22 protein-coding genes, 2 tRNA genes and 1 pseudogene are annotated in these 22398 nt (G+C 61.3%); 12 read left to right on the top strand and 13 right to left on the bottom strand.

What is annotated here, in order from left to right; genetic code table 11:
- The first annotated feature begins 19 nt into the window (after positions 1–19).
- From OK438_02935 to OK438_02900, 8 genes and pseudogenes are all read left to right on the top strand, one after another.
- Positions 20–445 (top strand): hypothetical protein, encoded by a 426-nt coding sequence (locus OK438_02935; protein MDA4124393.1) that lies wholly within the window; start codon positions 20–22, stop codon positions 443–445.
- 2 nt (positions 446–447) lie between these two features.
- Positions 448–1374 (top strand): lipoyl synthase, encoded by a 927-nt coding sequence (lipA, locus tag OK438_02930; GenBank protein ID MDA4124392.1) that lies wholly within the window; start codon positions 448–450, stop codon positions 1372–1374.
- A 179-nt stretch (positions 1375–1553) separates the two neighbouring features.
- A pseudogene (locus OK438_02925) lies at positions 1554–2387 on the top strand (thiamine pyrophosphate-dependent enzyme).
- Positions 2388–2435: 48 nt separating this feature from the next.
- Positions 2436–3524, top strand: coding sequence for an alpha-ketoacid dehydrogenase subunit beta (locus OK438_02920; GenBank protein ID MDA4124391.1), 1089 nt, complete (start codon positions 2436–2438; stop codon positions 3522–3524).
- Positions 3525–3578: 54 nt separating this feature from the next.
- Complete coding sequence (locus OK438_02915; protein ID MDA4124390.1) at positions 3579–4787, top strand: 2-oxo acid dehydrogenase subunit E2; 1209 nt, start codon at positions 3579–3581, stop codon at positions 4785–4787.
- A 62-nt stretch (positions 4788–4849) separates the two neighbouring features.
- Positions 4850–6247: a dihydrolipoyl dehydrogenase gene (gene lpdA / locus OK438_02910; GenBank protein ID MDA4124389.1), complete on the top strand. Its 1398-nt coding sequence runs from the start codon at positions 4850–4852 to the stop codon at positions 6245–6247.
- Positions 6244–6900, top strand: coding sequence for a lipoyl(octanoyl) transferase LipB (gene lipB / locus OK438_02905; GenBank protein MDA4124388.1), 657 nt, complete (start codon positions 6244–6246; stop codon positions 6898–6900). The genes lpdA and lipB overlap by 4 nt, the downstream gene beginning before the upstream one ends.
- Positions 6901–6922: 22 nt before the next feature.
- Positions 6923–8503 carry an aldehyde dehydrogenase family protein gene (locus tag OK438_02900; GenBank protein MDA4124387.1) on the top strand — a complete coding sequence of 527 codons (1581 nt, stop codon included), beginning with the start codon at positions 6923–6925 and terminating at the stop codon, positions 8501–8503.
- On the opposite strand, the gene OK438_02895 is transcribed toward OK438_02900, so the two are convergent.
- The 7 genes from OK438_02895 to OK438_02865 are packed head-to-tail and all read right to left on the bottom strand — an operon-like array spanning position 8500 to position 12927.
- Positions 8500–8904, bottom strand: coding sequence for a hypothetical protein (locus tag OK438_02895; GenBank protein MDA4124386.1), 405 nt, complete (start codon positions 8902–8904; stop codon positions 8500–8502). The two genes, OK438_02900 and OK438_02895, sit on opposite strands and share 4 nt — an antisense overlap.
- A 1-nt stretch (position 8905) precedes the next feature.
- On the bottom strand, positions 8906–9301 hold the full coding sequence (locus OK438_02890; protein MDA4124385.1) for a 30S ribosomal protein S19: 396 nt from the start codon (positions 9299–9301) through the stop codon (positions 8906–8908).
- Entirely contained in the window at positions 9302–10048 is a 747-nt protein-coding gene (locus OK438_02885) for a 50S ribosomal protein L2 (protein ID MDA4124384.1), read from the bottom strand. It lies immediately after the preceding gene.
- Positions 10049–10051: 3 nt separating this feature from the next.
- A complete protein-coding gene (locus OK438_02880) occupies positions 10052–10318 on the bottom strand; it encodes a 50S ribosomal protein L23 (GenBank protein MDA4124383.1) in 267 nt (88 codons plus the stop codon).
- Entirely contained in the window at positions 10308–11111 is an 804-nt protein-coding gene (rpl4p, locus tag OK438_02875) for a 50S ribosomal protein L4 (GenBank protein ID MDA4124382.1), read from the bottom strand. The genes OK438_02880 and rpl4p overlap by 11 nt, the downstream gene beginning before the upstream one ends.
- Position 11112: 1 nt before the next feature.
- Positions 11113–12060: a 50S ribosomal protein L3 gene (gene rplC, locus OK438_02870; protein ID MDA4124381.1), complete on the bottom strand. Its 948-nt coding sequence runs from the start codon at positions 12058–12060 to the stop codon at positions 11113–11115.
- A gap of 51 nt (positions 12061–12111) precedes the next feature.
- Entirely contained in the window at positions 12112–12927 is an 816-nt protein-coding gene (locus OK438_02865) for an RNA methyltransferase (GenBank protein ID MDA4124380.1), read from the bottom strand.
- Between the two features lie 92 nt (positions 12928–13019).
- Between OK438_02865 and OK438_02860 the strand changes: the two genes are divergently transcribed.
- Positions 13020–14321, top strand: a complete 1302-nt coding sequence (locus OK438_02860; GenBank protein ID MDA4124379.1) for an MFS transporter — start codon at positions 13020–13022, stop codon at positions 14319–14321.
- On the opposite strand, the gene OK438_02855 is transcribed toward OK438_02860, so the two are convergent.
- Positions 14322–14423, bottom strand: a tRNA-Ala gene (locus OK438_02855).
- 97 nt (positions 14424–14520) lie between these two features.
- Here OK438_02855 and OK438_02850 point away from each other — a divergent pair.
- Positions 14521–14850, top strand: coding sequence for a tRNA-binding protein (locus OK438_02850; GenBank protein MDA4124378.1), 330 nt, complete (start codon positions 14521–14523; stop codon positions 14848–14850).
- A gap of 23 nt (positions 14851–14873) precedes the next feature.
- On the opposite strand, the gene OK438_02845 is transcribed toward OK438_02850, so the two are convergent.
- Positions 14874–14970 (bottom strand) — tRNA-Gly (locus OK438_02845).
- Positions 14971–15041: 71 nt separating this feature from the next.
- A complete protein-coding gene (locus tag OK438_02840) occupies positions 15042–16391 on the bottom strand; it encodes a cytochrome P450 (protein MDA4124377.1) in 1350 nt (449 codons plus the stop codon).
- 99 nt (positions 16392–16490) lie between these two features.
- Between OK438_02840 and OK438_02835 the strand changes: the two genes are divergently transcribed.
- Positions 16491–17495, top strand: coding sequence for a UbiA family prenyltransferase (locus tag OK438_02835; GenBank protein ID MDA4124376.1), 1005 nt, complete (start codon positions 16491–16493; stop codon positions 17493–17495).
- 49 nt (positions 17496–17544) lie between these two features.
- Here the strand turns inward: OK438_02835 and OK438_02830 are convergent, their stop codons facing one another.
- Together OK438_02830 and OK438_02825 are read right to left on the bottom strand one after the other, a co-directional pair.
- Positions 17545–18510, bottom strand: a complete 966-nt coding sequence (locus OK438_02830) for an acetoin utilization protein AcuC (GenBank protein MDA4124375.1) — start codon at positions 18508–18510, stop codon at positions 17545–17547.
- Positions 18511–18590: 80 nt separating this feature from the next.
- Complete coding sequence (locus OK438_02825; protein ID MDA4124374.1) at positions 18591–19532, bottom strand: agmatinase family protein; 942 nt, start codon at positions 19530–19532, stop codon at positions 18591–18593.
- A gap of 75 nt (positions 19533–19607) precedes the next feature.
- Between OK438_02825 and OK438_02820 the strand changes: the two genes are divergently transcribed.
- Entirely contained in the window at positions 19608–21083 is a 1476-nt protein-coding gene (locus tag OK438_02820) for an aromatic amino acid ammonia-lyase (protein MDA4124373.1), read from the top strand.
- Here the strand turns inward: OK438_02820 and hutI are convergent.
- On the bottom strand, positions 21080–22312 hold the full coding sequence (gene hutI, locus OK438_02815; GenBank protein ID MDA4124372.1) for an imidazolonepropionase: 1233 nt from the start codon (positions 22310–22312) through the stop codon (positions 21080–21082). The two genes, OK438_02820 and hutI, sit on opposite strands and share 4 nt — an antisense overlap.
- Positions 22313–22398 lie beyond the last annotated feature (86 nt).

The following is a 22398-nucleotide window of genomic DNA, read 5'->3' as shown; positions in this document are numbered from 1 at the left end:
TAACATACGTAATAAAGTCATGATTAGCCCTTACGAAATCGTCTCGAAGTCGGCCCTGCCCGCTCTCAGGGCGATGGTCGCCAGACGACTGCAGAAGGACCACCACATGACCCAGCAGCAGGTGGCGAACGCCATGGGTGTGACCCAAGCCTCGGTCAGCAACTACGCCCGGAAGACAAGGGGGATGATGGTCAACCTCGAGACTGACCCGACGGTAGCGAAGGCGGCGGACAGGATAGCCCAGGTCCTCTCCGCGAAGGCACCCGACCAGAGGGAGGCGCTTCGGTCCATGACGGACGTCCTGGACTACATCAGGTTCAACCACATGATGTGCGGACTGCACGGGGACCTCGAGCCCGGCTTCCAGGTGGAGGGGTGCTCCGCCTGCGACGGCACTCTTTCAGTAAAGAGTTTTGACAGGCTGAAAGTGCTAGTCGGCAGCTGAAAATGCTAGCAGAACAGAAGCCGGAGTGGCTGACGGTCAGGCCTTCCGGGGGGGAGAACTACGCCGAGCTCAAGAACCTCTTCCGGAACCTTAACCTGCACACGGTCTGCGAGGAGGCCCACTGCCCGAACGTGCACGAGTGCTGGGGGGGCGGCACGGCGACCCTGATGCTGATGGGGGACGTCTGCTCCAGGGCCTGCAGGTTCTGCATGGTCACCCCGGGCAAGCCGGCCGGGGCGCTCGACCAGCTCGAGCCGGAGAACGTGGCCTTCGCGCTTTCGCAGATGGGCCTCACCTACGTCGTCCTGACGTCCGTGGACAGAGACGACCTCCCGGACGGAGGCGCCTCGCACTTCGCCCGCACGATCAGGCTCGTCAAGGAAAAGACTCCTGGCATGCTCGTGGAGGTCCTCATCCCCGATTTCCAGGGAGACCTGGACGCCCTGCGGACTGTGGTTGAAGCCCGGCCCAACGTCATCGCCCACAACATCGAGACCACCCTGTCGCTGACCTCAAAGGCCAGGGATCCCCGGGCAAACTACTGGCAGTCCCTGTCCGTCCTCAGGAACGTCAAGAAGCTCAGCCCGGGCGCATACACGAAATCTTCGATCATGGTGGGCCTCGGGGAGTCAGAGGAGGAGGTCGCCCTAGCCATGTCGCACCTTCGCAGGGCCGGGGTAGATTTTCTGACGGTGGGGCAGTACCTCCGTCCTTCCAGCCGCCACCTCGAGGTCGCCGAATACGTCAAGCCCTCCCAGTTCGAGCGCTACAGGGCCATGGGCGAGAGCCTCGGGTTCAGCTACGTCGCCTCGGGCCCGCTGGTAAGGAGCAGCTACCGGGCTGGGGAGTTCTTCATCCGGTCCGCGATTGAAAGGGAGTCATCGCGGGGTCAGTCTTATATTCCCGCCAAGGTCGAAACTCAGGTTTGACCGAGTCAGAGTTCCTGAAGAACCAGGGAGCAGACGCAGTGCCGAAAATCTTTAGCGAATCAGACTTCAAGTTCTCAAAGGCCGAGGACGCGCTCTACCAGAGGTTGACCTCGGAAGGTATCTTGAAGGGAAAGGAGCCCAACCTCAGTCCCGAAGCACTCAGAAGGATGTACGAGCAGATGATCTTCGGGCGGGTCTTTGACGAAAAGGCAAGCAACCTCTCAACACTCCGGGAGATCGGCACCTACGCGCCCGGAAAAGGACAGGAGGGCGCCCAGGTCGGCTTCATCAACGCCCTGGACAAGGGGGACTGGTACGTCCCGATGTACAGAGACGCCGCCGGGATGCTCGCCTTCGGGATGCCCGCCTCCCAGGTATTGCAGTACTGGGGCGGCGACGAGAGAGGCATGCAGATCCCTGAGAATCTCAACATGCTACCGCTCGCAGTCCCGGTCGCGACCCAGCTCCCTCATGCCGTGGGGCTGGCGATGGCGAGGTGGCTCCAGGGGGAAAGGTCCGTGACCCTCGCCTGTGTCGGGGACGGGGGGACCTCCAAGGGAGACTTCCACGAGTCGCTCAACTTCGCGGGGATCTACGACCTACCCGTAGTCTTCGCGGTCGAGAACAACCAGTGGGCGATCTCTGTCAAGCGAGACCAGCAGACAGCCTCGTTGACCATCGCCCAGAAGGCGGTCGCCTACGGGTTCGAGGGGATCCTAGTGGACGGAAACGACGCCATCGCTTCCTACGAGGCGACGAGATATGCGGTGGAGAAGGGAAGAAGAGGGGGCGGGCCGACGCTGATCGAGTTCTCGACCTATCGACTCGGCCCTCACACGACCGCGGAGCTCGTATCGAACAAGCTGAAGGCCCCGGAGGAGGTAGCCGAATGGGAGAAGCGCAGTCCGATAACGAGGTTCGAGAAGTACCTGCGCTCGAGGGGTATCCTCGACGACGCGAGCGTCGAAGCAGTCGCCCAGTCTGCCCAGAAGAGGATGAGCGACGCGGTCGCCGCGTACCGTGCGATTCCTCCCCTCGACCCGTCGACGATATTCGATTACATGTACTCCACGCCCACCCCCGCGCTCCTAGAAGAGAAGGCTGAGGCCTTCGGGGGACCCCCGCCCCAGGAGCAGAGCCCTGGGGTCGAACCCACCACCACAGGCGGGAGGCCGGGGGTCAACATCAGGAACGCAGTCAACATGGCCCTCCGCGAAGGCCTCAAGCGCGACAAGAGGGTCGTCGTTTTCGGGGAGGACGTGGGCGAAAACGGAGGGGTCTTCCAGGTGACCCGCGGCCTTCAGGACGAATTCGGCCCCGACAGGGTCTTCGACACCCCCCTCGCGGAGCTGGGAATCGCCGGGATGTTCGTCGGCCTGTCCATAGGAGGGATGGTCCCGGTCGCTGAATTCCAGTTCGAAGGCTTTTCCCTCCCTGCGTTCGACCAGATATTCAGCCACGTCGCAAGGATGAGGAACAGGACCAGGGGAAGGTACGCGCCCCGAGGAGTAATCCGCTTCCCCTATGGTGCGGGGATCAGGGCGCCGGAGCACCACTCGGATTCCCCAGAGGCATACTACGCGCACACCCCGGGGCTCAAGGTGGTCATCCCATCCAACCCATACGACGCCAAGGGACTCCTGTCTTCGGCCCTGCGCGAGCCCAACCCAGTCATCTTCATGGAGCCAAAGCGGCTCTACGACTCTCCCAAGATGGAGGTCCCCGAAGAGGAGTACTCGATCCCACTCGGCAAGGCGAAGGTCGTAAGGGAAGGGACCGACGTCACCCTCGTCTCCTACGGAGCCATGATGGTCCCGACCATAGGAGCCGCTGACGCGCTCAAAGCCGAGCACTCGATCTCAGCAGAAGTAATCGACCTCCGCACCATCTCGCCTCTCGACTTTCCAACGATAATCAGGTCGGTGCAGAAGACCGGCCGGCTGGTCATAGTCCACGAGGCGCCGAGGACCCTTGGAATCGGAGCCGAGATCGCAGCCACGGTCGCGGACCGGGCCCTGGACTCCCTGAAGGCGCCAATAAAGCGGGTCACAGGCTTCGACACCGTCGTCCCTCTCGCGAAGATGGAGGACCACTACATCCCGAACAAGGAAAGGATTGTGAAGGCTGCCGCCGAACTGGTCGGCTATTAGACGGGGCGGAAAACGCTAAAAGAGCAGTGGAGCTGCGGAGTTTCGAATCCGGAATTGGTCTACAATTTCTCGTTGCCTGACATCGGGGAAGGCGTGGCCGAGGGGGAGATCCTGAAGTGGATGGTCAAGGAAGGCGACCAGGTCAAGGAAGACCAGCCTCTGGTCGAAATCATGACCGACAAGGTCAACGTCCAGATTCCTGCCCCTCGGAGCGGCAGAGTCTCCCAGATACTGGTCAAAGAGGGGGACGTCGCAAAAGTAGGGCAGACGATAATGGTGATCGATGACGGAAGCCTCGGGGCCTCCCAGCCCGCTCCTCCGTCCCAAGCTCCTGCCCCGAAAGAACCAGTCCCATCCCAGCAGGCGCCTCCGGCTCAGATTTCCTCTGGCATTCTAGCCACACCCGCCACCAGGAGGCTCGCGCGCGAGCTCGGCGTCGACATCTCCTCCGTCAGGGGGTCCGGCCCCCAGGGCAGGGTAACAGACGACGACCTGCGCAGGGCCGCTCCGGGCCCCAGGCCCGGGCCTGGGTCCGTCGCCGTCCAATCCACAGCAGGCGCAAGAGAAGAGCTCGTCCCTCTCCGGGGGATCCGAAAGACGATCGCTGAAAGGATGGTGAAGTCGAAGGAGACTGCAGCCCAGGTGACCCACGTCGACGAGGCCGACATGACTGAGCTCGTCCTTCTCCGAGAGGCTTTCAAGGGGAGCGCAGAGAAGAGGAAGGTCCACCTCACCTACCTCCCGTTCATTATCAAGGCCCTGGTCCCGGCCCTCAAGGAGTTCCCCTTCCTCAACTCATCCCTGGACGAAGCGAGCGGCAACATCATCCTGAAGAAGTACTACAACATCGGAATCGCAACCGACACCGAACAGGGCCTGGTCGTCCCCGTCGTCAAGGACGCGGACACCAAGGACATGTTCGAACTCGCCGGGGAGATCGAAAGGCTCGCCGACAAAGCGAGGAAGGGACAGCTGACCCTTGACGAAGTGCGCGGCTCCACATTCACAATCACCAACGTCGGGGCAATCGGAGGGCTCTTCGCTACTCCGATAATCAACCTGCCAGAGGTCGCGATCCTCGGCCTGCACAAGATAGTGAAGCGCCCTGTCGTCCGCGACGGAAGAGTGGAAATCAGGGACATCTCCTACCTTTCTCTGACCTTCGACCACAGGGTGCTGGACGGAGCCTACGCTGCTCGGTTCACCAGCAGGGTCATTGAGACGATCCAGGACACAAAGAAGCTCCTGGCAGAAGTCCTCTGAGAGCCCACCCTCTCAGCAATGTTTAAGCCAGTAAGACGGAGCAAATCTCCCAAGGATTCCTCATGCTCGAAGCTGACGTGACAGTAATCGGAGGCGGCCCCGGAGGATACGTCTGTGCCATAAGGGCGGCCCAACTCGGTCTCAGGACCGTCATCGTGGAGGCCGACAGGCTCGGGGGCGAGTGCCTGAACTACGGCTGCATCCCTTCGAAGTCCCTGATCACAGTCTCCAAGCTCTACGACAAGGTGAAGGAAGCCGAGAAGTTCGGCCTGAAGGCCTCGGGGCTCACCATCGACTTCGCCCAGATGCAGAAGTGGAAGTCCGAAGTCGTCGCCAAACTCGTGAGCGGGGTCGAGGGTCTCCTGAAGGGGAACCACGCCACGATAATCCTGGGGGAAGCGGAGGTAGTAGCAAAGGACAGGGTGATTGTGACAAAGCCGGACGGCAAGGAGGAGATCACGACCAAGAACCTAGTCATAGCTACGGGGACCAGGACCGTCCAGCTCCCTGGGCTGGAGTTCGACGGCTCCCTCGTCATCGGCTCGAAGGAGGGCCTCGAGCTGACCAACGCCCCGAAGAGGATGCTTATTGTCGGAGGCGGCGCCATCGGGCTCGAATTCGCGTCGATGTTCCAGAAGCTGGGGAGCGCCATTACAATCGTCGAGGTCATGGACCAGCTCATGCCCGGAAGCGACCCAGAAGTTGTCAGGGTCGTCCATCGGAAACTGGAAGGAAAGGGGGCGAAGGTCTATCTGAAGTCCAAAGTCGACAGGATCGACAAGAGCGGCGCGGTCGCAAAGGTCGACGTGTCTACGCCTGAAGGCAAGGTCTCTCTCGAAGTGGACAGGGTCCTAGTCAGCGTCGGCCGGAAGCCGAACACCGAGAAGATGGGCCTTCAGACCATGGGCGTACAGGTCGACGCCAGGGGCTTCATTCAGACCGACAACAGGATGCAGACCAACGTGCCCGGCGTCTATGCCATAGGGGACATAAGGGGCCCTCCGCTACTGGCGCACAAGGCGTCCAAGGAGGGCATCGTCGCGGCCGAGTGCATCGCCGGCCTCCCAAGCGCAGCGGACTGGAAGGTCATCCCCGAGGCTGTCTTCTGCGACCCCGAAGTGGCAAGCGCAGGGCTCACCGAGGCCAAGGCGGTGGAGGCTGGCTTCAACGTGAAGCGGACAAGGTTCCAGTTCGCAGCCCTCGGGAGGGCGCTCTCCGCCGGGGAACCTGAGGGGTTCGTCAAGATCGTCTCCAAGGCCGACGACGGCCTCGTCCTGGGGGTCCAGATAGTCGGCGCCGACGCTTCGAACCTCATCAGCGAAGCCGCGCTGGCGATGGAGATGGGCGCGACGGTGGAGGACATCGCCCTGACCATCCATCCACACCCGACCCTCCCCGAAGCGTTGATGGAAGCGTCCGAATCTGCGGCTGGCAGGCCGATCCACCAGCTGAGGACATGACCGGGACCCTCCTCGACCTCGGCAGGATGGAATACGGGTCCGCCCTGGACCTCCAGCGCAGACTCGCTGCCATGCGGGCCTCGGGCGACATCCCCGACGTCCTGATGCTCGTCGAGCACGACCACGTCATCACCCTAGGACGGAAGACAACCCCGGAGAACTTCAAGCCCCAGGCAGTCCCCGTCTTCCGGGTCGAAAGGGGAGGGGACGCAACCTACCACGGCCCCGGCCAGCTCGTCGGCTACCCCATTATGCGCCTCGAAGACCACGACGTACGCCGCCACGTGCGGACCCTCGAAGGTGCTCTGATCAAAGCAGTGGGAAGGTTCGGCGTCGAAGGGGAGAGGCTCGAGGGGCACCCGGGGGTCTGGGTGGGCGGAAGGAAGCTCGCTTCCATCGGCGTTGCAGTCACCAACTGGGTGACCTACCATGGGTTTGCGTTGAACGTCAACACCGACATGTCGTACTTCGAGCTGATACGCCCCTGCGGACTCGACCCGACCACCATGACCTCGATGGAGAAGGTCATCGGGAAGAGGGCCGACTACGCGGCCGTCAAGGAAGCGGTAGCATCCGAGTTCTCCTCGGCATCCGGCGAGGCCTTCACTCGTGAGAGCGGCCCTCGTCTCACTGAGCTAACAAACATTAAGTAGCGCAGAGGGTCGCGCGGTTTCGATGACCAAGAAGGTTGCCCCTAAGGTCACCTACACCACCCTATTCGCAGATGAAACGGTGCACCCCAAGTTCGAGGCCGCCCTGAAGGGATTCGCGCCCAAGCTCGGCCAGCGCCACCCGATGCACATCGGTTCGAAGGCCGTCTGGTCCGACGCTGGGGAGTTCGAGCACCGCAGCCCTATCGATACCTCAATCATCGTCGGAAAGTTCCAGGTCGGCACCAGGGTCCACGCAAACATGGCGATTGAAGCAGCGAAGTCCGGGTTCGCCGCCTGGAGTTCGAAGCCCTGGCAGGAACGAGTCAGAGCGATGGAAAGATTCGCAAAGCTCGTCGACGAGAGGAAGTTCGACCTGGCGGTCGCCATCACCTACGAAGTGGGGAAGAACAGGCTCGAGGCCCTCGCGGAGGCCTGGGAGGCGGTCGACGCGGTCAAGTACTACGCGAAGGTGATGCGCGATGAGAAGGGGTACACGACGAAGATGGGCCCCGGAGGCCCCGGGGAACACACGCTCGTCTTCGGCAAGCCCTTCGGCGTATGGCCGGTCATCTCCCCATTCAACTTCCCTTTCATGCTCGCAGGCGGCATGGCCCTTGGGGCCCTGATAACCGGCAACTCCATCATACTAAAGCCCACCAGCGAAGCCCCGCTGACGGGTCTCATGCTCTATGAAGCCTTCAGGGACGCGGGCGTCTCCAAGGGTGCCGTAAACTACGTAACAGGGCCCGGCGCTAACTTTGAGGACGAGTTCGTCACCAACCCAGACGTCGCAGGCATCGCGTTCACCGGGTCCAGAGACGTCGGCATGCGCCTCTACAGGAGATTCCTGACCGGCCAGCCCTACCCGAAGCCCATCCTGCTTGAAATGGGGAGCAAGAACCCCACGATTGTCTCGGCCAAGGCCGACATCTCCAAAGCGGTGGAGGGCACGGTGAGGGCCGCCTTCGGCTACGGAGGACAGAAGTGCAGCGCCACCTCGCGCCTCTACGTCCAGAAGGGAATCAAGGACGAGCTCCTTTCCGCCCTCAAGATCCGGGTGGAAGCACTGACCGTGGGCGACCCGAGGGAGCGCCAAGTCTACATGGGTCCGATCATCAACGAGTCCGCAGTAGAACGGTTCGAGTCGGCGGTCAACGAGGCGAAGAAGACAGGGGGGAAGATCCTGACCGGCGGAAAGGTGATCAAACGCGGGGTAATGTCACGGGGGTACTACGTATCTCCAACAGTGGTCTCCGGCCTTCCGTCAGGGACAAGGCTCCTCAGAGACGAACTCTTCATGCCCTTCGTGGTCGTAGACGAGTTCGACACCATTGGCGAAGCCATAGCCAAGGCCAACGCGACCGAATACGGTCTGACCGCCGGCATCTTCTCGAAGGACAAGCGGGAGGTCAAGAAGTTCTTCGACGGGATTCGGTTCGGGGTAACCTACGCCAACAGGAGCGGCGGCTCGACCACCGGCGCGTGGCCAGGGGCCCAGTCCTTCACTGGATGGAACGCGAGCGGAGCGACCGGAAGGGGGATTGGAGGGCCCCACTACCTGCTCAACTTCCTCCGCGACCAGTCCCAGACCACAGTCAGCTAGAACCGGAGAGCATAGAGTCCCGCCGCAACCAGGAGGTCCAGCGGCCACCAGGTCGGGATGACGAACCTGCCAATCCTGAAACTCCCGAATAGGGTCGTCGTCCACTCCCCCTCCATCACCATCTTACCCCTCCACGCGAAGTAGACCATGTCCTCGAGCACTGCCACAAGGAACGTGTTGCCCGCCCAGGCAGTGATCGAGAAGGTGAAGGCCGCGGTAATGAAAAGGGGGAGGAGGAGGTAGGCCTGATAGGGAGAGATCACCCAGAAGGCGGGCTTCTCGAAGAACCCCTCGACCTTCTTGGTCCACTCGGCCTCTGCCCTGTTGATGTATCTGTACTCGATTCCTGCGAAGATTACAGCAAAGACGACAGCTCGAACGAACGAAACGCCGTCGAACAAATCACTTCAGCGGGACGTAGAGACTCGAGCGGCTCGCGCCTATGCCCGGCGTCCCGTGCACGACCTTCTTGTTCGTTATCACGAACTCACCCAGATATCGTCCAATCATCTCGGGTTTTATCTCCAGGGGGACGAACTCTCTGCCGTTGTGGACCCCTATGGTCAGCCCGACCATGGTGGGGAGCACGATCATGTCCCTCGCGTGGGTCTTGATCTGCCCCTGAATCCTCCCTTCCTTGATGCCCCTCGCATCCTCCAGCAGCTTCCTCTTCTCCTCTGAGACGCTCCTGTTCAGGGACCGCCTCGCCCTGGAAGGGAGCAGTTCCAGAAGAGCCTCCGTGGACATGGCGCTGAGCTGCTCGAGGGTCTTCCCTCTGTAGCTGAACTCCTTCGGCATCTACTCCCTGACCTCCGCGCTGGTCCGGCCCCTTCTGCCCCGTCCGGTCATCCTGGGCGCTATCAGACCTACCTTTCTCCCTGGTGGTGCGTTCCTCGATGTGCTTGTAGACTTTCCGGGGTGCTGGTGCCTTCCTCCGCCGAACGGGTGGTAGACCACTGCCATCGCGATGCCTCTCATCCGCGGGTACACCCTTCCGGCTGCCCTCATCGCATGGTGCCTGGCTCCCGCCCTCATGAACGGCATCTCCTTCCTTCCGCCTCCCGCGATTTCCCCGATGGTCGCCCTGCACCTGTCGTCGATGAGCATGTTCTTGCCAGAAGGGAGCCGCAGGATGGCCTTCCCGTTCGCCTTCGAAAAGAGCACCGCCGAGGTCCCCGACGCCCTTACCATCTTCCCTCCGTCCCCCGGCTTGAGCTCGATGTTGCAGATGCGCGTCCCTTCTGTAATCTGTGAAAGCGCCATGATGTTCCCTGCGGTGTTCGTGGCCGCCGAGCCGATTGCAAGCTCTCTCCCCACGGTGAGCCCAGCCACAGCCGGCAGGTAGGTGTACTGGTCCTTCGAGAGTCGTACCTGCGCCAGGGGGGCGCTCCTCCCCCTTTCATCAAGAATCGCCGTGACCGTCGCCGTTCCCTCCGACGCGACCCCGATTTTCGGGTACCTCACCGGCGCTATCTTCCCCCTCGTCCGCGCCCTGAATTGGATGCCCGCCTTCCCGCGTCTTCGCTGAAGAATCCTCTTTCCCAAAGTCTACACCAGGCCCAGCTTGGTCGCAAGCTCGGCTGCCTTGTTATCCTCCAACAACCTCACGAAAGCCTTCTTCCCCTTGATCGTCCTTTCAGTGTTGACAGCTTTGACCTTGACCTCGTAGAGCGCCTCGACCGCGCTCGCTATTTGAGGTTTCGACACTTTGTCTTCGACCAGGAAGCAGAGCTTGTTCTCCTTCTCAATCTGTTCGAAGGTCCTCTCAGTCACATACGGCCGCTTCAGGATCCGCTGTGCGTCTTCAAGCCGCAACTTCGAGCTCTACCTCCCTCGCGCTCAACGTCCCCAGCGCAGATTCTGTCCAAATCGTTAGCCTCCCAGGCACTCCTCCGGGAGCAAGGTCAAGCACGCTAAGGCTCTCGACCCTGACGACTCCCAGTCCGGGTATCCCCCCCGCGGCCTTGCCAACCCCCCTGTCGTTAGTCACCACGATCAGCGGGCCCACCCCCGTCCGGTAGACCCTTCCCCGAAGCCTGCTCTTGCCAGTCTTGCGCTTTATGCCTGCGTCGACCCTCTCGAGGTCCGCGTCCAGCTCAATCTTCCCGAGGAAGCTCTTCAACTCAGACGTCTTCTCGACGGTCTCCAGGTCGTCGGTGACGACCAGGGGAAGGGTGATCTTCTTCACCCTGTGCCCTCGAGCTTTCACCGCGTCTAGAACCCCTGTGTAGGCGATGGCCGAGTCTCTTGCAAGCTGCCTTTCCCTCCTGTTCACTGCGAGATAGATTACCTTCTCGGACCTCGGAGGATGAGCAAGCCTTCCCTTGACAACGCTCGCAACCCCGCCCGCCATTCCGCCCCTGGGGTACCTTTCCCCCTTCACCCTTGGTATCCTAGAGCGCCCAGTCCCAGTCGGAGGGCTGTGGGTCTCGGCCGTCGTCCTCTCGCCCGCCATGGGGTCCCTGCCCTTGGGCTGGAGCCCATGCGAACCTACAAGCCAGAAGACGCGCTTGACCAGGTCTGGCCTCAACTGAGTGTCGAAGACCTGCGGCAGGTCGACCTTCCCCGCAGCCTTCCCATCAAGACCTACCACGTCTGTCTTCACCATCTCATCTCCCCACCATGGTGCTGACTTCGACCACCTGAGGCGGGTTCAGGTTCTTGTGGAATCCCCTCACGCTCTGCCTGACCATGACGAACCTACGGGCGGGACCAGGAACCGACCCTCGCAGGACTGCGTAGTCTCCCTGGACTTCGCCGAAGTGCAAGAAACCCCCTGCAGGGGTAATCGGCTTCTCCTTGGCGTTCCCAGTCAACAGAATCCTCTTTCCTGTCTCCGTCCTCTGGTGAAAGCCCATCTGGCCTGCTCTTGCGACTGTGTACATGACCGCAGCCGGGTGCCACGGGCCGATTACACCGACCTCCCTGACGGTTTTCCTGGACTTGTGCTGCTTCCTCTTTACCCCGAACCTGGTGATAACCCCTTCGAACCCCTTGCCCTTCGTTATCCCTAGAACATCCACGTACATCCCCGCCTTGAAGACATCTGCGAACTTGATCTTCTTCCCGACCAGCCCCAGAACGTAGTCCGCCTGGGACTTCACGTCCGCTCCCGAGACTCCCACCTCCATGACTATGGGCTGCTTCTGCGACAGCCCTGCGTCGTGGGGGACCGTGGACACCAGCGCGGTGACCCTCTTCGCCTTGCCCAGAGGCATCTTAGCCGAACCCTCAGCCGCAGACTTCACGTCAGCGATTGGCAGGTCGGCGCCGTCTTCGTGACTGTAGAGCCGGAGGCCCACAACCGCGACCTCTGGAAGGGAGAGTACGCTGGAAACGTTGAACAGCGGCTTGCCAAAGTTAGGGGTCTTCGCCCTGTCGTCCACGGTTATGACGTGCATGGTCCCGGCCTTGAAAGCGGGGAAACCCAGCATCGTCGGCTTGTCGCCTTGGACCTTGGGCCAGGTCCTTATTCTCGGGACAAGGGTCTTGGCGCGTCCCCTAGGCCTGTAGGCAAGACTGCCTCTGCGCGGTGCGGAATGCTTTCTATGGCCCAATTCACGTTAACCTTTCCCGAACCCCGTTTTGCGGTTCGCACTTAAGCTTTCTCAGATTGTAAGGACGCTGACGAGGTTGAGAGCGACGAGTATCGCCTCTTCCGTCCTCACAGTCTCAACGTTCTGCTCGGGGAAGAGGTCGATGACGAAGCTCGCCTTCCGCGAGAGCTCGGGACCCACGATGTCGAAGAGCCCTCTGGAGGGCGAACCGAAGACGAGCTTCACCCCAGCCGCATCCCTGACCGAGTCTCGAAGCCGCGGCGCGATGGCCTTGAGCCCGTTGCCGAACCTAGACGTCGCTATCCCGAGTCCGAAGCGCTGGTCGGAGAAGACCTCTCCCGCCTCCTTGCTCTCGACCGTGTAGCCCCAGTATTCGCCCACCCTGTCCCGGGGCATCAACTCCGCGGTCAAGGGCGTCTTCGAGGCAATCCTCACCGTCACCCTTCTGTTCGCCCTCTCCCTGCCGACCAGGTGTGGGCTCCTCTCTAGTCCAATGTCTACCGTTCCATCCGGGTTCGTAACCCCTTCCCTTACGTCACCTACGTTCAGTTTCTCCACCGGGACTCTCGGCCTGTGGGATGGAATCCTCAGCGGAGGGAGCAGGCCTGCGTATCTCAACGACTCGTCTATGGGGAACAGCCTCTTCCTCAGGTACTGAGGGGTTTCCAGGTACTCGAGAACTCTCCGGATGAAGTTCCCTTCGCCGCGCTTCCTCTCATCTCGGAATACTTCGATCACGTCTACGCCGTAGATGGAACAGGCCCTGGCGATGAGACCCAGCTTCACAGTCTTGTCCCTGGGGGACTCCTTCTCCTCGAGGACAGTATCGGGAAAAGAGACGGCGAGCTTCTTTCCAGAGAGGACCAAGCAGTCGGGAGGCAATTCGAGCGCTAATTCAGCTTTGCCTAGACCTCGGCCGTCCGATACGCAGATGAACAGAGGCTGACCAGGGGAGTCTCATGGACCAGTCTCCGCCGAAACAGCGAAGGACCACCTGGGTCTATTCGGTCTTTCCCGTCTCGCTGGCCACCGGCTCGCTGGGAACCATGGTCCAGCTCTACCTCATCGAGATCAACGGTCATACCCTCGGCACGCTCTACGGCAGCCTCGCTGTCGCGATATTCAACGGCGTGAGCATACCCGCCGCCCTCTTCTGGGGCTCTGCCACCGACAGGCTCCACCAGAGACGTGCACTTATCGCCGTGAGCTATGCGCTGATGGCCGTAGTCCTCTTCTCCTTCTACTTCGACAGCACGACCGCAGGGACTATAGCCCGGTATTCGATCTTCTCTTTCGTCTCGGTGGCGTCCGCCACGCCGCTCAACCTCCTGATAATGGAGACCGAGGAGAAAGGAAAGTGGGCGGGCGCCTTCGCGAAGCTCTCTATGATGTCGAGCGTCGGAAACGTCGCAGGCTTGATCCTCAGCACCCTCTGGCCGGCGCAGCTCCCGCTGATCCTGCTTTCCGTCCCCTTCGGGGTTTCCACCCTCGTCTCCGCAGGGCTCGCCATCGCCACGATCTCCGAGCCTTCGTTCGAGTTCGAAAGAGAGACGGTCGCCCTGAGGAGGCCCAGCTTCTTCAACAGGCTGCTCGCCCTCCCGGTCTTCTTCATCACCGTCCCCAGGGCGTCCGACTTCCGAAGGGTCTTCAGGGGCCTCAGGTCGAGCCTGACGAGCTACGTCCCGCTCTTCTACATCTCGACAGTCTTCTTCTACCTCTCAAGCGGCCTCTTCAACACTTCATTCGTGCCTGCGATGTCCAAGTTCTCGCTTTCAAACGGGGAGGTCTTCGCCGTCATCCTCGCGGGCATGGGCGTGCAGACCCTGGCTTTCCGGGGAGCAGGGCGCTTCGTCAGCTCGAGGTCGCTGGTAGTCACTTCGGCGCAGGGATTGCTGCTGAGGGGCTGGTCCTACGTCGCGCTGGGCGCCCTCGCGCTCTTCTTCGCAGGCCCTCTCTTCATCCTTCCCGCGCTGGTGATTTACCCAATAGCTGCGGGCGTCGCTTTTGCCGTCTACTATACATCCTCGAACACGATGATGTTCAACACCGTCCAACGCAAGAACCCTGGCGCTGCCCTGGGGGTCTACTCTGCTGTAGTGGGGATCTCGGCCATGAGCGGTTCCCTTGTTTCCGGCTTCATCTCTGTCTATCTCGGGTTCTACACGACCTTCGTGCTATCGGGAATCCTGCTGTTCGTCGCGGTCGGGATCGTGGCACGGTTGCCGAAGTCTCAGGACACTCATTCAGGGGCCCATCAGTAGTGGACCGGGGGGGATTTGGACCCCCGACCTCCCCCAGTCTGGATTCCTTTGCCAAGGGGCTGGACGATTCGCCTGTATCCTACCAGACTAGACTACCGGCCCGCTTCACGTAGTCTGAGGCGGTCTAGACGCTACTAGTTATCCTCTTCTTCTCATTCTGTTTTCAAGGCTTATCTGAAGTCCACGCCCGCAGGCAGTCGTGGCAATCTCCATCGACGACTTCGCGAAGGTCGAGCTGAAGGTGGGGAAGATCGTCTCAGTCGACGACATACCCGCTGCGCGCAACCCGATGTACAAACTCACTGTCGACTTCGGGGAGGGGACGACAAAACAGTGCGTCGCCGGAATCAAGAACTTCTACCAGAAGGAACAGTTGATGGGCAAAGTCGTCGTCGCCGTGGTCAACCTCCTGCCCAAGTCGGTCGCCGGAGTCGCCTCCGAATGCATGCTGCTCGCAGCCTACAACGAAACGGAACTCTCTCTCCTTTCGCTGGACAGGGTGCTGCCCCTTGGGACTAGAATCGGCTAGAGTTGTCACCCTCGAATCGCAGATGCGGTGGCCGGGATTTGAATTCCCGGACCTTTTTGGGGTCTCCCGGGTCGACAGCGTGGCAGGCTGCCGTCCTAGACCAGGCTAGACGACCACCGCACCCACCCCGCGCCTCCGCTGGCTGGATATGAACGTTGTATGCTCCGTTTCATCGGAGACCTTGGGCATCCTCACTTTCTCTTCCGGGGCACCACCACCATTCCATGTTTCGGGTGGAGGGTCACTCTCGCGTGCGGTACGACTGCCGGCTTCTCGGCCAGTTCTAAGTCCCACTTTGATGCGACGGTGGCAAGGATAAGCGAAGCCGCGGCCTTCGCGAAGCCCTCGCCTATGCACGCGCGGGTCCCTCCTCCGAACGGGAAATAGGCATACTTCGGGAGGGCCGCAGTCATCTCACGGGTCCACCTTTCGGGATTGAACGACCAGGGGTCGGGGAAGAACCGGGGGTCGTGATGAACTGCGTACTGGCTCATCAGCACGGTAGTGCCTCTCTCTATTCTGTGGCCTCCTACTTCGCATTCGTCAACGACTTGCCTCCCAATGATCCATGCCGGAGGATACATCCTAAGCGACTCTGCCACCACGCTCTCGACATACTCGGGAGCGGACTGCGTCGCGTCGTCGACCTCCCGCTGCACGCGTCTCCACGAACCTGAGTTACCAAGGAGAAGGTAGACGGCCCAGGTGATGGCGGTGGCCGTGGTGTCGTGGGCGGCGAGGAGGAAGGTCATCAACTCGTCGTGAATCTGCTGGTCGGGAAGCGAGGCCCCGCTTCCCATGAAGTCCTGCGACCGAAGCAAAACCGAAAGGAGGTCCCCGTGTTCAGTCCCATCTCTTCTCCGTTCGGATATCAAGCGCTCAATCGCGTCGTCCAGGAAGCGCCTCGCGGCCTTGTATCGCCTGTTCTCTCCGAACGGCAGCGCCTCGAAGAAATCCGCGAAGGGGCTCCTGTCCTGGTCAAAGTAGAAGACGCGGAGGTAATACTGGAGAGTGAAGTGCTCCATCGATTCGACGAGCATTGAGCGTGTCTTCCCGCTCTCGGCGCGAAGGTCGGCGCCAAACAGTGCCTTCGCGGCTATCGCGAGCGTGAGCCTCATCATTTCGCCCCTGAACTCCAGGGGCGCGCCTTCCCGCCATTGGCATATGGCCTCCTCGGCGTAGGAGGAAGCATCGCGCATGTATTCCGCTATCCGTTCGTGATTGAAAGAAGGCTGGATGACCTTCCTCTGATTCCTGTGGAATAGGCCCTCGGAGGCAGGGAGGCCATTTCCCATGAGCTTCCTTCCGAACTGCATCGACCTGCTCTTGACGAAGCTGGCGTGTTTCGTCACCAAGACGTCGCGGATGAGGTCAGGGTGCGAGACGACCAGGACAACGTATCTCCCAAACCTGAACTCCGCCATGTCTCCGAATTCCCGCTGGATTCGAACCATGGACGAAAGGGGGTCGCGCAGGACGTCGAGAAGAATCGAAGACGGGAGCCTGCTCAGTTGCCAGCGTCTTGCTGGTGACTCAAGCACGTCTCAAGGGCACGCGCTTGGCCTAATAACGTCGATTGCCCCTTGGCACCCACCTGCCCGACCCACCCTTAAATCGAATCATGGACGCAGCTTCATCGGATGGAGGCGTCGTCCAGGCGGCTCAGGATGAAAGGGAGCCTGCCCTCGCTTTCCGGATACCTCCGCTTCTTCCGCCTCGAATCCGCGTCGACCCCAATGACCTATCTGGTCCTAGGATACCTGATTGGCGGCGGGAGCCTCCTCTCAGCAGGAACCGCAGTCTGGCTGCTCTTCGGCCTCATCTTCCACATGGCCGGCTTCGGTGACAACAACCTCCAGGACCTTTCCCAAGATCTGGCAGACCCCAACAAGGAAGTCTTCCCCCTCGGTAGGTCGATGCCCGTGGCGCAGGCGAGGCGCGCGGTGCTAGGGCTCCACATGATCGGACTGGCCTTCGCACTCCTAATCTCCGGGTCCGTCACAGGCGCGTCAATCTTCGCGGTCTGCTACGCCTCGGGCATCATATACAACCGGAGCAGCAAGAGTTGGGCGTCCGCGCCCATCTTCTTCGCCCTGACCTTCGCGCCCCTGGCCGCATTCAGCTACTACTCGGTCGCCGGCCACTTTGGACCCTTGATCGTTCTTGTGTCTGGGCTGGCCTTCTTCGAATGTCTGTTCCAGAACGCCGTGGCTACGAGCTTGAAAGACTTGCACGCCGACAGGATGAACTTCATGAAGACGATTGGCGCTAGAGAGGAATCAGGCCTGCTCTTCGTACCAAGGAAGGCTTGGGCAGTGACCCTGGCGATCAAAGGATGCCAGACGGGGACATTCGTCGGCCTCGCAACCTTGGTCCCGGCCTGGACGCTGCTGGTGGGAGTCCCATTTCTCGTCATATCACTGTTCGGATCTGCCCGGACTATCGCGCCGCGCCCCTCGGAGCAGCGGTCTCGGCTGATGTTGCACGCGGCCATCAGCGAGCTGGGCTCCTTCTACGCGGTCCTCGGATTCCTGTTGGTCGTCCTCGGGACCGTCTCCGTGCTCTTCCTGGCAGTCTTCCCTCTCGCGTGGTATATCTTGGTCAAGAAGGCTCTATGGGGGTCCGTGGGCGCAATGATGGCCTAGTCCGCTGTGCACTAAGGTCCGATGCGACTCTCCCCCATCCCCACGAACCTCAGACGGCCGCGAGTTCCTTAGCAACCGCGGTCCAGGCGCCCGACACGTTGAGTGGGTTGTAGCCGCCCCCTCCCATCGCCAGGATCCTTCCCTGGCAGAATTCGTGGGCGATGTCGTGCAGTTTCTTGGCCGCATAGGCGTGAGAGACGGGTGTGTACTTCAACTGGGCGATAGGGTCTCCCAGGAGCGAGTCGGCCCCGCACTGAAAGAGCACGAACTCCGGCTCAAACCCTCTGACGAAGTTCGCTATCCTGTCGAAGGATTCGATGAATTCAGCGTCGCCAGACCCCGGAGCCATCGGGATGTTCAGCTTCGTCCCTTCACCGTCTCCTCTTCCTGTCTCCGCCGCGCTCCCTGTCCCAGGATAGAGGAATCGGCCGTCCTCGTGAACGTCCCCTATTACGACCCTTGGGTCGGACTCGAAGGAGTAGAAGACACCGTCTCCGTGGTGGGCGTCGATGTCGACGTAGGCGACCCGCTTCATTCCCATTTCCAAGAGCCTCGATATCGCTATCGCGACGTCATTGAAGACGCAGAACCCCCCCGCCCTTTCCTTTCGCGCGTGGTGCAGCCCTCCCACCGGATTGAAGAAATGGTCGAACTTCCCTTTGATTATCAGGTCCAGTCCATTCAGAGTGTTCCCGACTGGATACAGCGAGGCCTCGTAGACCCCTTTGAACGATGGGGTGTCGCCGTAGTCTAGGTATCCTTCTCCCATCCTGGAGGAGGCCTTTACGAAGTCCACGTATTCCTGCGCGTGGAAGGTCGTCAGGTCCTTCTCGCTGGCCTGGATTGGTTCGACCAGGTCGAGCTTCCCTGAACCACTGCTCTGTGCAAGCCTGCCAATTGCGTCGGCAAACAAAGTCGTCCTCGAACTGTTCATCGGGTTCCCCTCCGGAAAGGAATAGAGCTCTGACTCCCGACCGAAAGAGACGCCGAGCCTGCACCTGCGAGCTTCCGACATCGATTCTGTTCCCGCGATCTGAGTCAGATTAAGCTTGAGGTCGAGTTTCTGGCATCGATCTGCCCGCGCCCCCCAGTCGCCTATGCTCTCGAACTGAATCCCGCCATCAGATAGACAAGGGCTGTCGCCGCAGTGATCTGGGACCTTCCGCTCGGGTCCAATTGAGGAGCCAGCTCCACCAGGTCGGCGCACCTGACCTTGTCCCTCCCCCCGAGGTAGTAGGCGATGTCGAAGAGGTCGGCAGCTGAGATTCCACCTGCGCTCGGCGCGCTCACCCCTGACACGTATGCCAGGTCCACTGCATCAAGGTCGATGCTCAGGTAGACCGCCTCGCATCCCTTGCTCGCCACACCATATGCATCTCTTGCAATCGCGGTCGCACCTTCCTGCCTAACATCGCTCGCGGTGTACACCGTCATCCCGTTTTTCGCCGCCTCCCTCGCGTACTCCCTTGAATTCAAGAACCCGTGGATCCCAATCTCCGCGAAACGTCTCGGGTCGAGCCCCTTCGCGGTCCTGACAGCGAGGCCATAGCTCGAACCGCTCGTCGGCTTCCCCCCGATCTCGCCCCTCAGGTCGAAGTGCGAATCGACGACTATGAGGCCGACCTTCCCGAACTTCTTGCCGAATGCCCTGAGGGAAGGCAGGGAGATGCTGTTGTCCCCACCCAACACCAGCAGCAGGGAGTCCCCTCCGAGCGCCTCTGCGACCTCCTTCTCGATTTGTGTGTGAGCGGCGAAGACGTCCTGCGAAGTGACGACATCCCCGAGGTCGAAGACCTTCGCTCCAGAAAGGTCCGAGCCAAGTTCCAGGCTGTAGTTCGAGAACGACGACAGTGCCTGCCTTATCCCGGCAGGCCCGCCCGCGGCTCCCTTCCTGCCCAAGACCGCCCCGTCGAATGGGACCCCCATGAGATTGACCGCCCCCGCTCTGCTGCTTCGGGCCTGCTTGATGATCTGGACCAGCCTCCTGTCCTTCGGGTCCCTGTACCTCGGGGCCGGGTATTCCGCTTGCGTCCTCAACGTTCTGGTCCCACGTCGAAGTCGAGTTAAACGTATGTCGAGGATTATTAGTCAGGCCTGGGGGGGTGCATAGCAATGGTCGTTACAGTGGATGGGCGGTCTCTCACTCTCGAATCGGCCATCGACGTCGCGGAACGGGGCGTCCCAGTCAGGGTCAGCGTCTCCAGCCTCCGACGCATGGAGAGGTTCAGGTCTCTGCTCGACCATAAGCTGGGCAGGGGGGAGGTCGTCTACGGGGTGAACACGGGATTCGGGTCCCTCTCCGACAAGGCCGTCCGCCTCGGGAACCTCAAAGAACTCCAGCTCAACCTGATCAGAAGCCACGCTGCCGGAGTCGGGAACCCAATGCCACTGGAGGTGGTCCGGGCAGCGATGGTCATCCGGCTCAACAGCCTCCTCAACGGAAACAGCGCTGTAAGGACCGAAGTCGCCGAGCTCATCGCTGCTATGCTGAACAAAGGGGTAACCCCCCGGGTCCCCGAGTTCGGTTCCCTCGGAGCCAGCGGGGACCTCGTCCCATCGGCCCACATGGCCCTCACGATGGTCGGTGAAGGAAGAGCCTACCACAGGCACCGACTGACAGACTCGAGGAAGGCGCTGGCCGCATCCAAGCTCAAGCCGATCATCCTACACGCGAAGGAAGGACTTTCTCTGATCAACGGGACTGCCTTCACCACCGCCCTGGGCGCGGTGGTCACCCAGAGGGGAGGCATCCTCCTCGAGGCAGCAAACTGCTCCGTGGCACTGACCAGCGAAGTCCTGGGCGCCTGCTCTCAGTCTTTCGACGAGAGGCTGATAGGACTGAAGAGGGACCCGGGCCAGGAATACGTAGCGAAGCGCATCAGACAGTCCCTGAAGGACAGCCTCAGGATTCGGGCCGGGCCTGTCCCCCAGGACCCCTATTCGATTAGGTGCGCCCCCCAGGTCCACGGTTCCCTCAAGGACGCCCTCGGCTTCGCCGAGAGGCTGGTGGTCGACGAGATGAATTCGGTCTCAGACAATCCCGTCCTGCTCGAAGACGGAGCGGTGCTGCACGGAGGGAACTTCCACGCCCAGCCCGTAGCCATGGCGCTGGACCTCCTATCGATTTCTCTAGCGTACCTCGGGGTCATTTCGCTTGGGAGGATCAATCTCCTCCTTTCGAAGACGCCTGCGGAGACGAAGTACATGGCTGGGAAACCCGGCCTGGAGTCCGGGCTGATGATACTTCAGTACACTGCGACCGCCCTGACAGCCGACAATGCCAAGCAGGTCTATCCCCAATCTGCCTACCCTGCCAGCGTCTCGGGGGGCATCGAGGACCACGCGAGCCATGGGGTCAACGCCGGGATGAAGGCCCTTGCCGTGGCATCCAACGTGGCGATGGTACTGGCGATCGAGCTGATCTGTGCCTCCAACCTCCTGGGCTCTGACGACACAGGGGTCTCGGAACACTCCAAGGAGGTCTGCGCGGTCGTCAGGGGCCTCTCCCCACTGCTCCGGGGTGACAGGTCCCAGGCGGACGAAATCGAGAACCTGGCGTCCGCAATAGGAGCCGGAAAGCTCCCCTAGACTTCAGGCGACGCGTACACTTCGCGCCCCCCCTTGTAGACGCTTCGAACGTAGTGACCTCCAACCCGGTATGCAAGAAACTCGTAGCTTGCGATTGAATGGAGGACGAAATCGGCCGGAGCTCCTACCGTCAACCTCCCCAGGTCAGGCCTCCCCAGGGCGAGGGCTGCGTTGACTGTGAACCCCTTCAGCGCCTCGGCGGGCGTCATCCTCAGTCCGGCGCACGCTAGGCCCATGACGAACTGTGGAGATTCGACCCAGGAGTTGGGGCTCAGGTCGGTCCCCAGAGCCACTCTGCAGCCTGCTTCCGCCAATCTCCGTGAATCGGCATAGCGGATGCCTGAGTAGAGAGATGTAGCCGGCAGAAGGACAGCGACGACTCCCTCCTTCCCCATCATCATCGCTCCTTCGGCGCTGCTGCTCCCGAGGTGGTCCGCCGAGACGCATTTCATCTTGGCCGCCAGCGTCGCGCCCCCAGAGTCGCTGAATTCATCTGCGTGGATCTTGCACGCGAAGCCTAGTTCTCGCGAGGCCCTTAGGTACCTTTCACATTCACCGGCGGAGAAGACCCCCTCCTCGCAGAAGCAATCCGAAAACGAGGGCCTTTCTTTCATGGAGGCGACCATCGGGAGCATCTTCCTGATGGCGTGGTCGACGTACTCCTTCGCCTTCCCGAACTCCGGGGGAGTGGCATGCAGGCCCAAGAAGGTTGAGACCAGCTCAACTGGGCTTCGCTTCCGGAGGCGCCCGATTGCTGTCAGCAGTTTCGTCTCGCCCTTCAGGTCCTGGCCGTAGCCCGTCTTGACCTCGGCGGTGGTGACCCCGTTACTCAGGAGCTGGTCGAGGCGGTCTGCCGACTCGCTTGCTATCGACGCGACGGACGCCCTCCGCGTCTCTCTGATCGTCCGCAGGATCCCTCCCCCCTTGTTGAGTATGCTGGTGTAACTTTCTCCTTTGACCTTCCTTTCCAGCTCATCCTCCCGGCTCCCTGCGAAGACAAGATGCGTGTGGGGGTCGACGAACCCGGGGGCTACGAGGCCTCCCTGGGCATCAACCCTCCTGACCGCTTTCCCGACGAGCCTGCGCCCAAGCTCTCTCGTGGTGCCTGTCCAGACTACCCTGCCGCCGTCGCAGAGGAGAGCGCCATCCTGCACGATCCCCAGTCCTTCCTCTCCGGTCCCGTCGCAGGTGACCAGCTCCCCTGCGTGAACCAGCGCCAGGTCTGCCAAATCCCGAATCTCCCCGTGGGCGTCGGGCCTCCCACTCGTCATAAGGCTTCTCGGGAAAAACTGCGCGCGCGACTGAACTCTTAAAT

The organism is Nitrososphaerota archaeon, assembly GCA_027887005.1.
Taxonomy (GTDB): Archaea; Thermoproteota; Nitrososphaeria; order Nitrososphaerales; family Gagatemarchaeaceae; genus UBA183.
The sequence above is the reverse complement of the archived record's forward strand: the minus strand, read 5'-3'. Positions and strand labels throughout refer to the sequence as shown.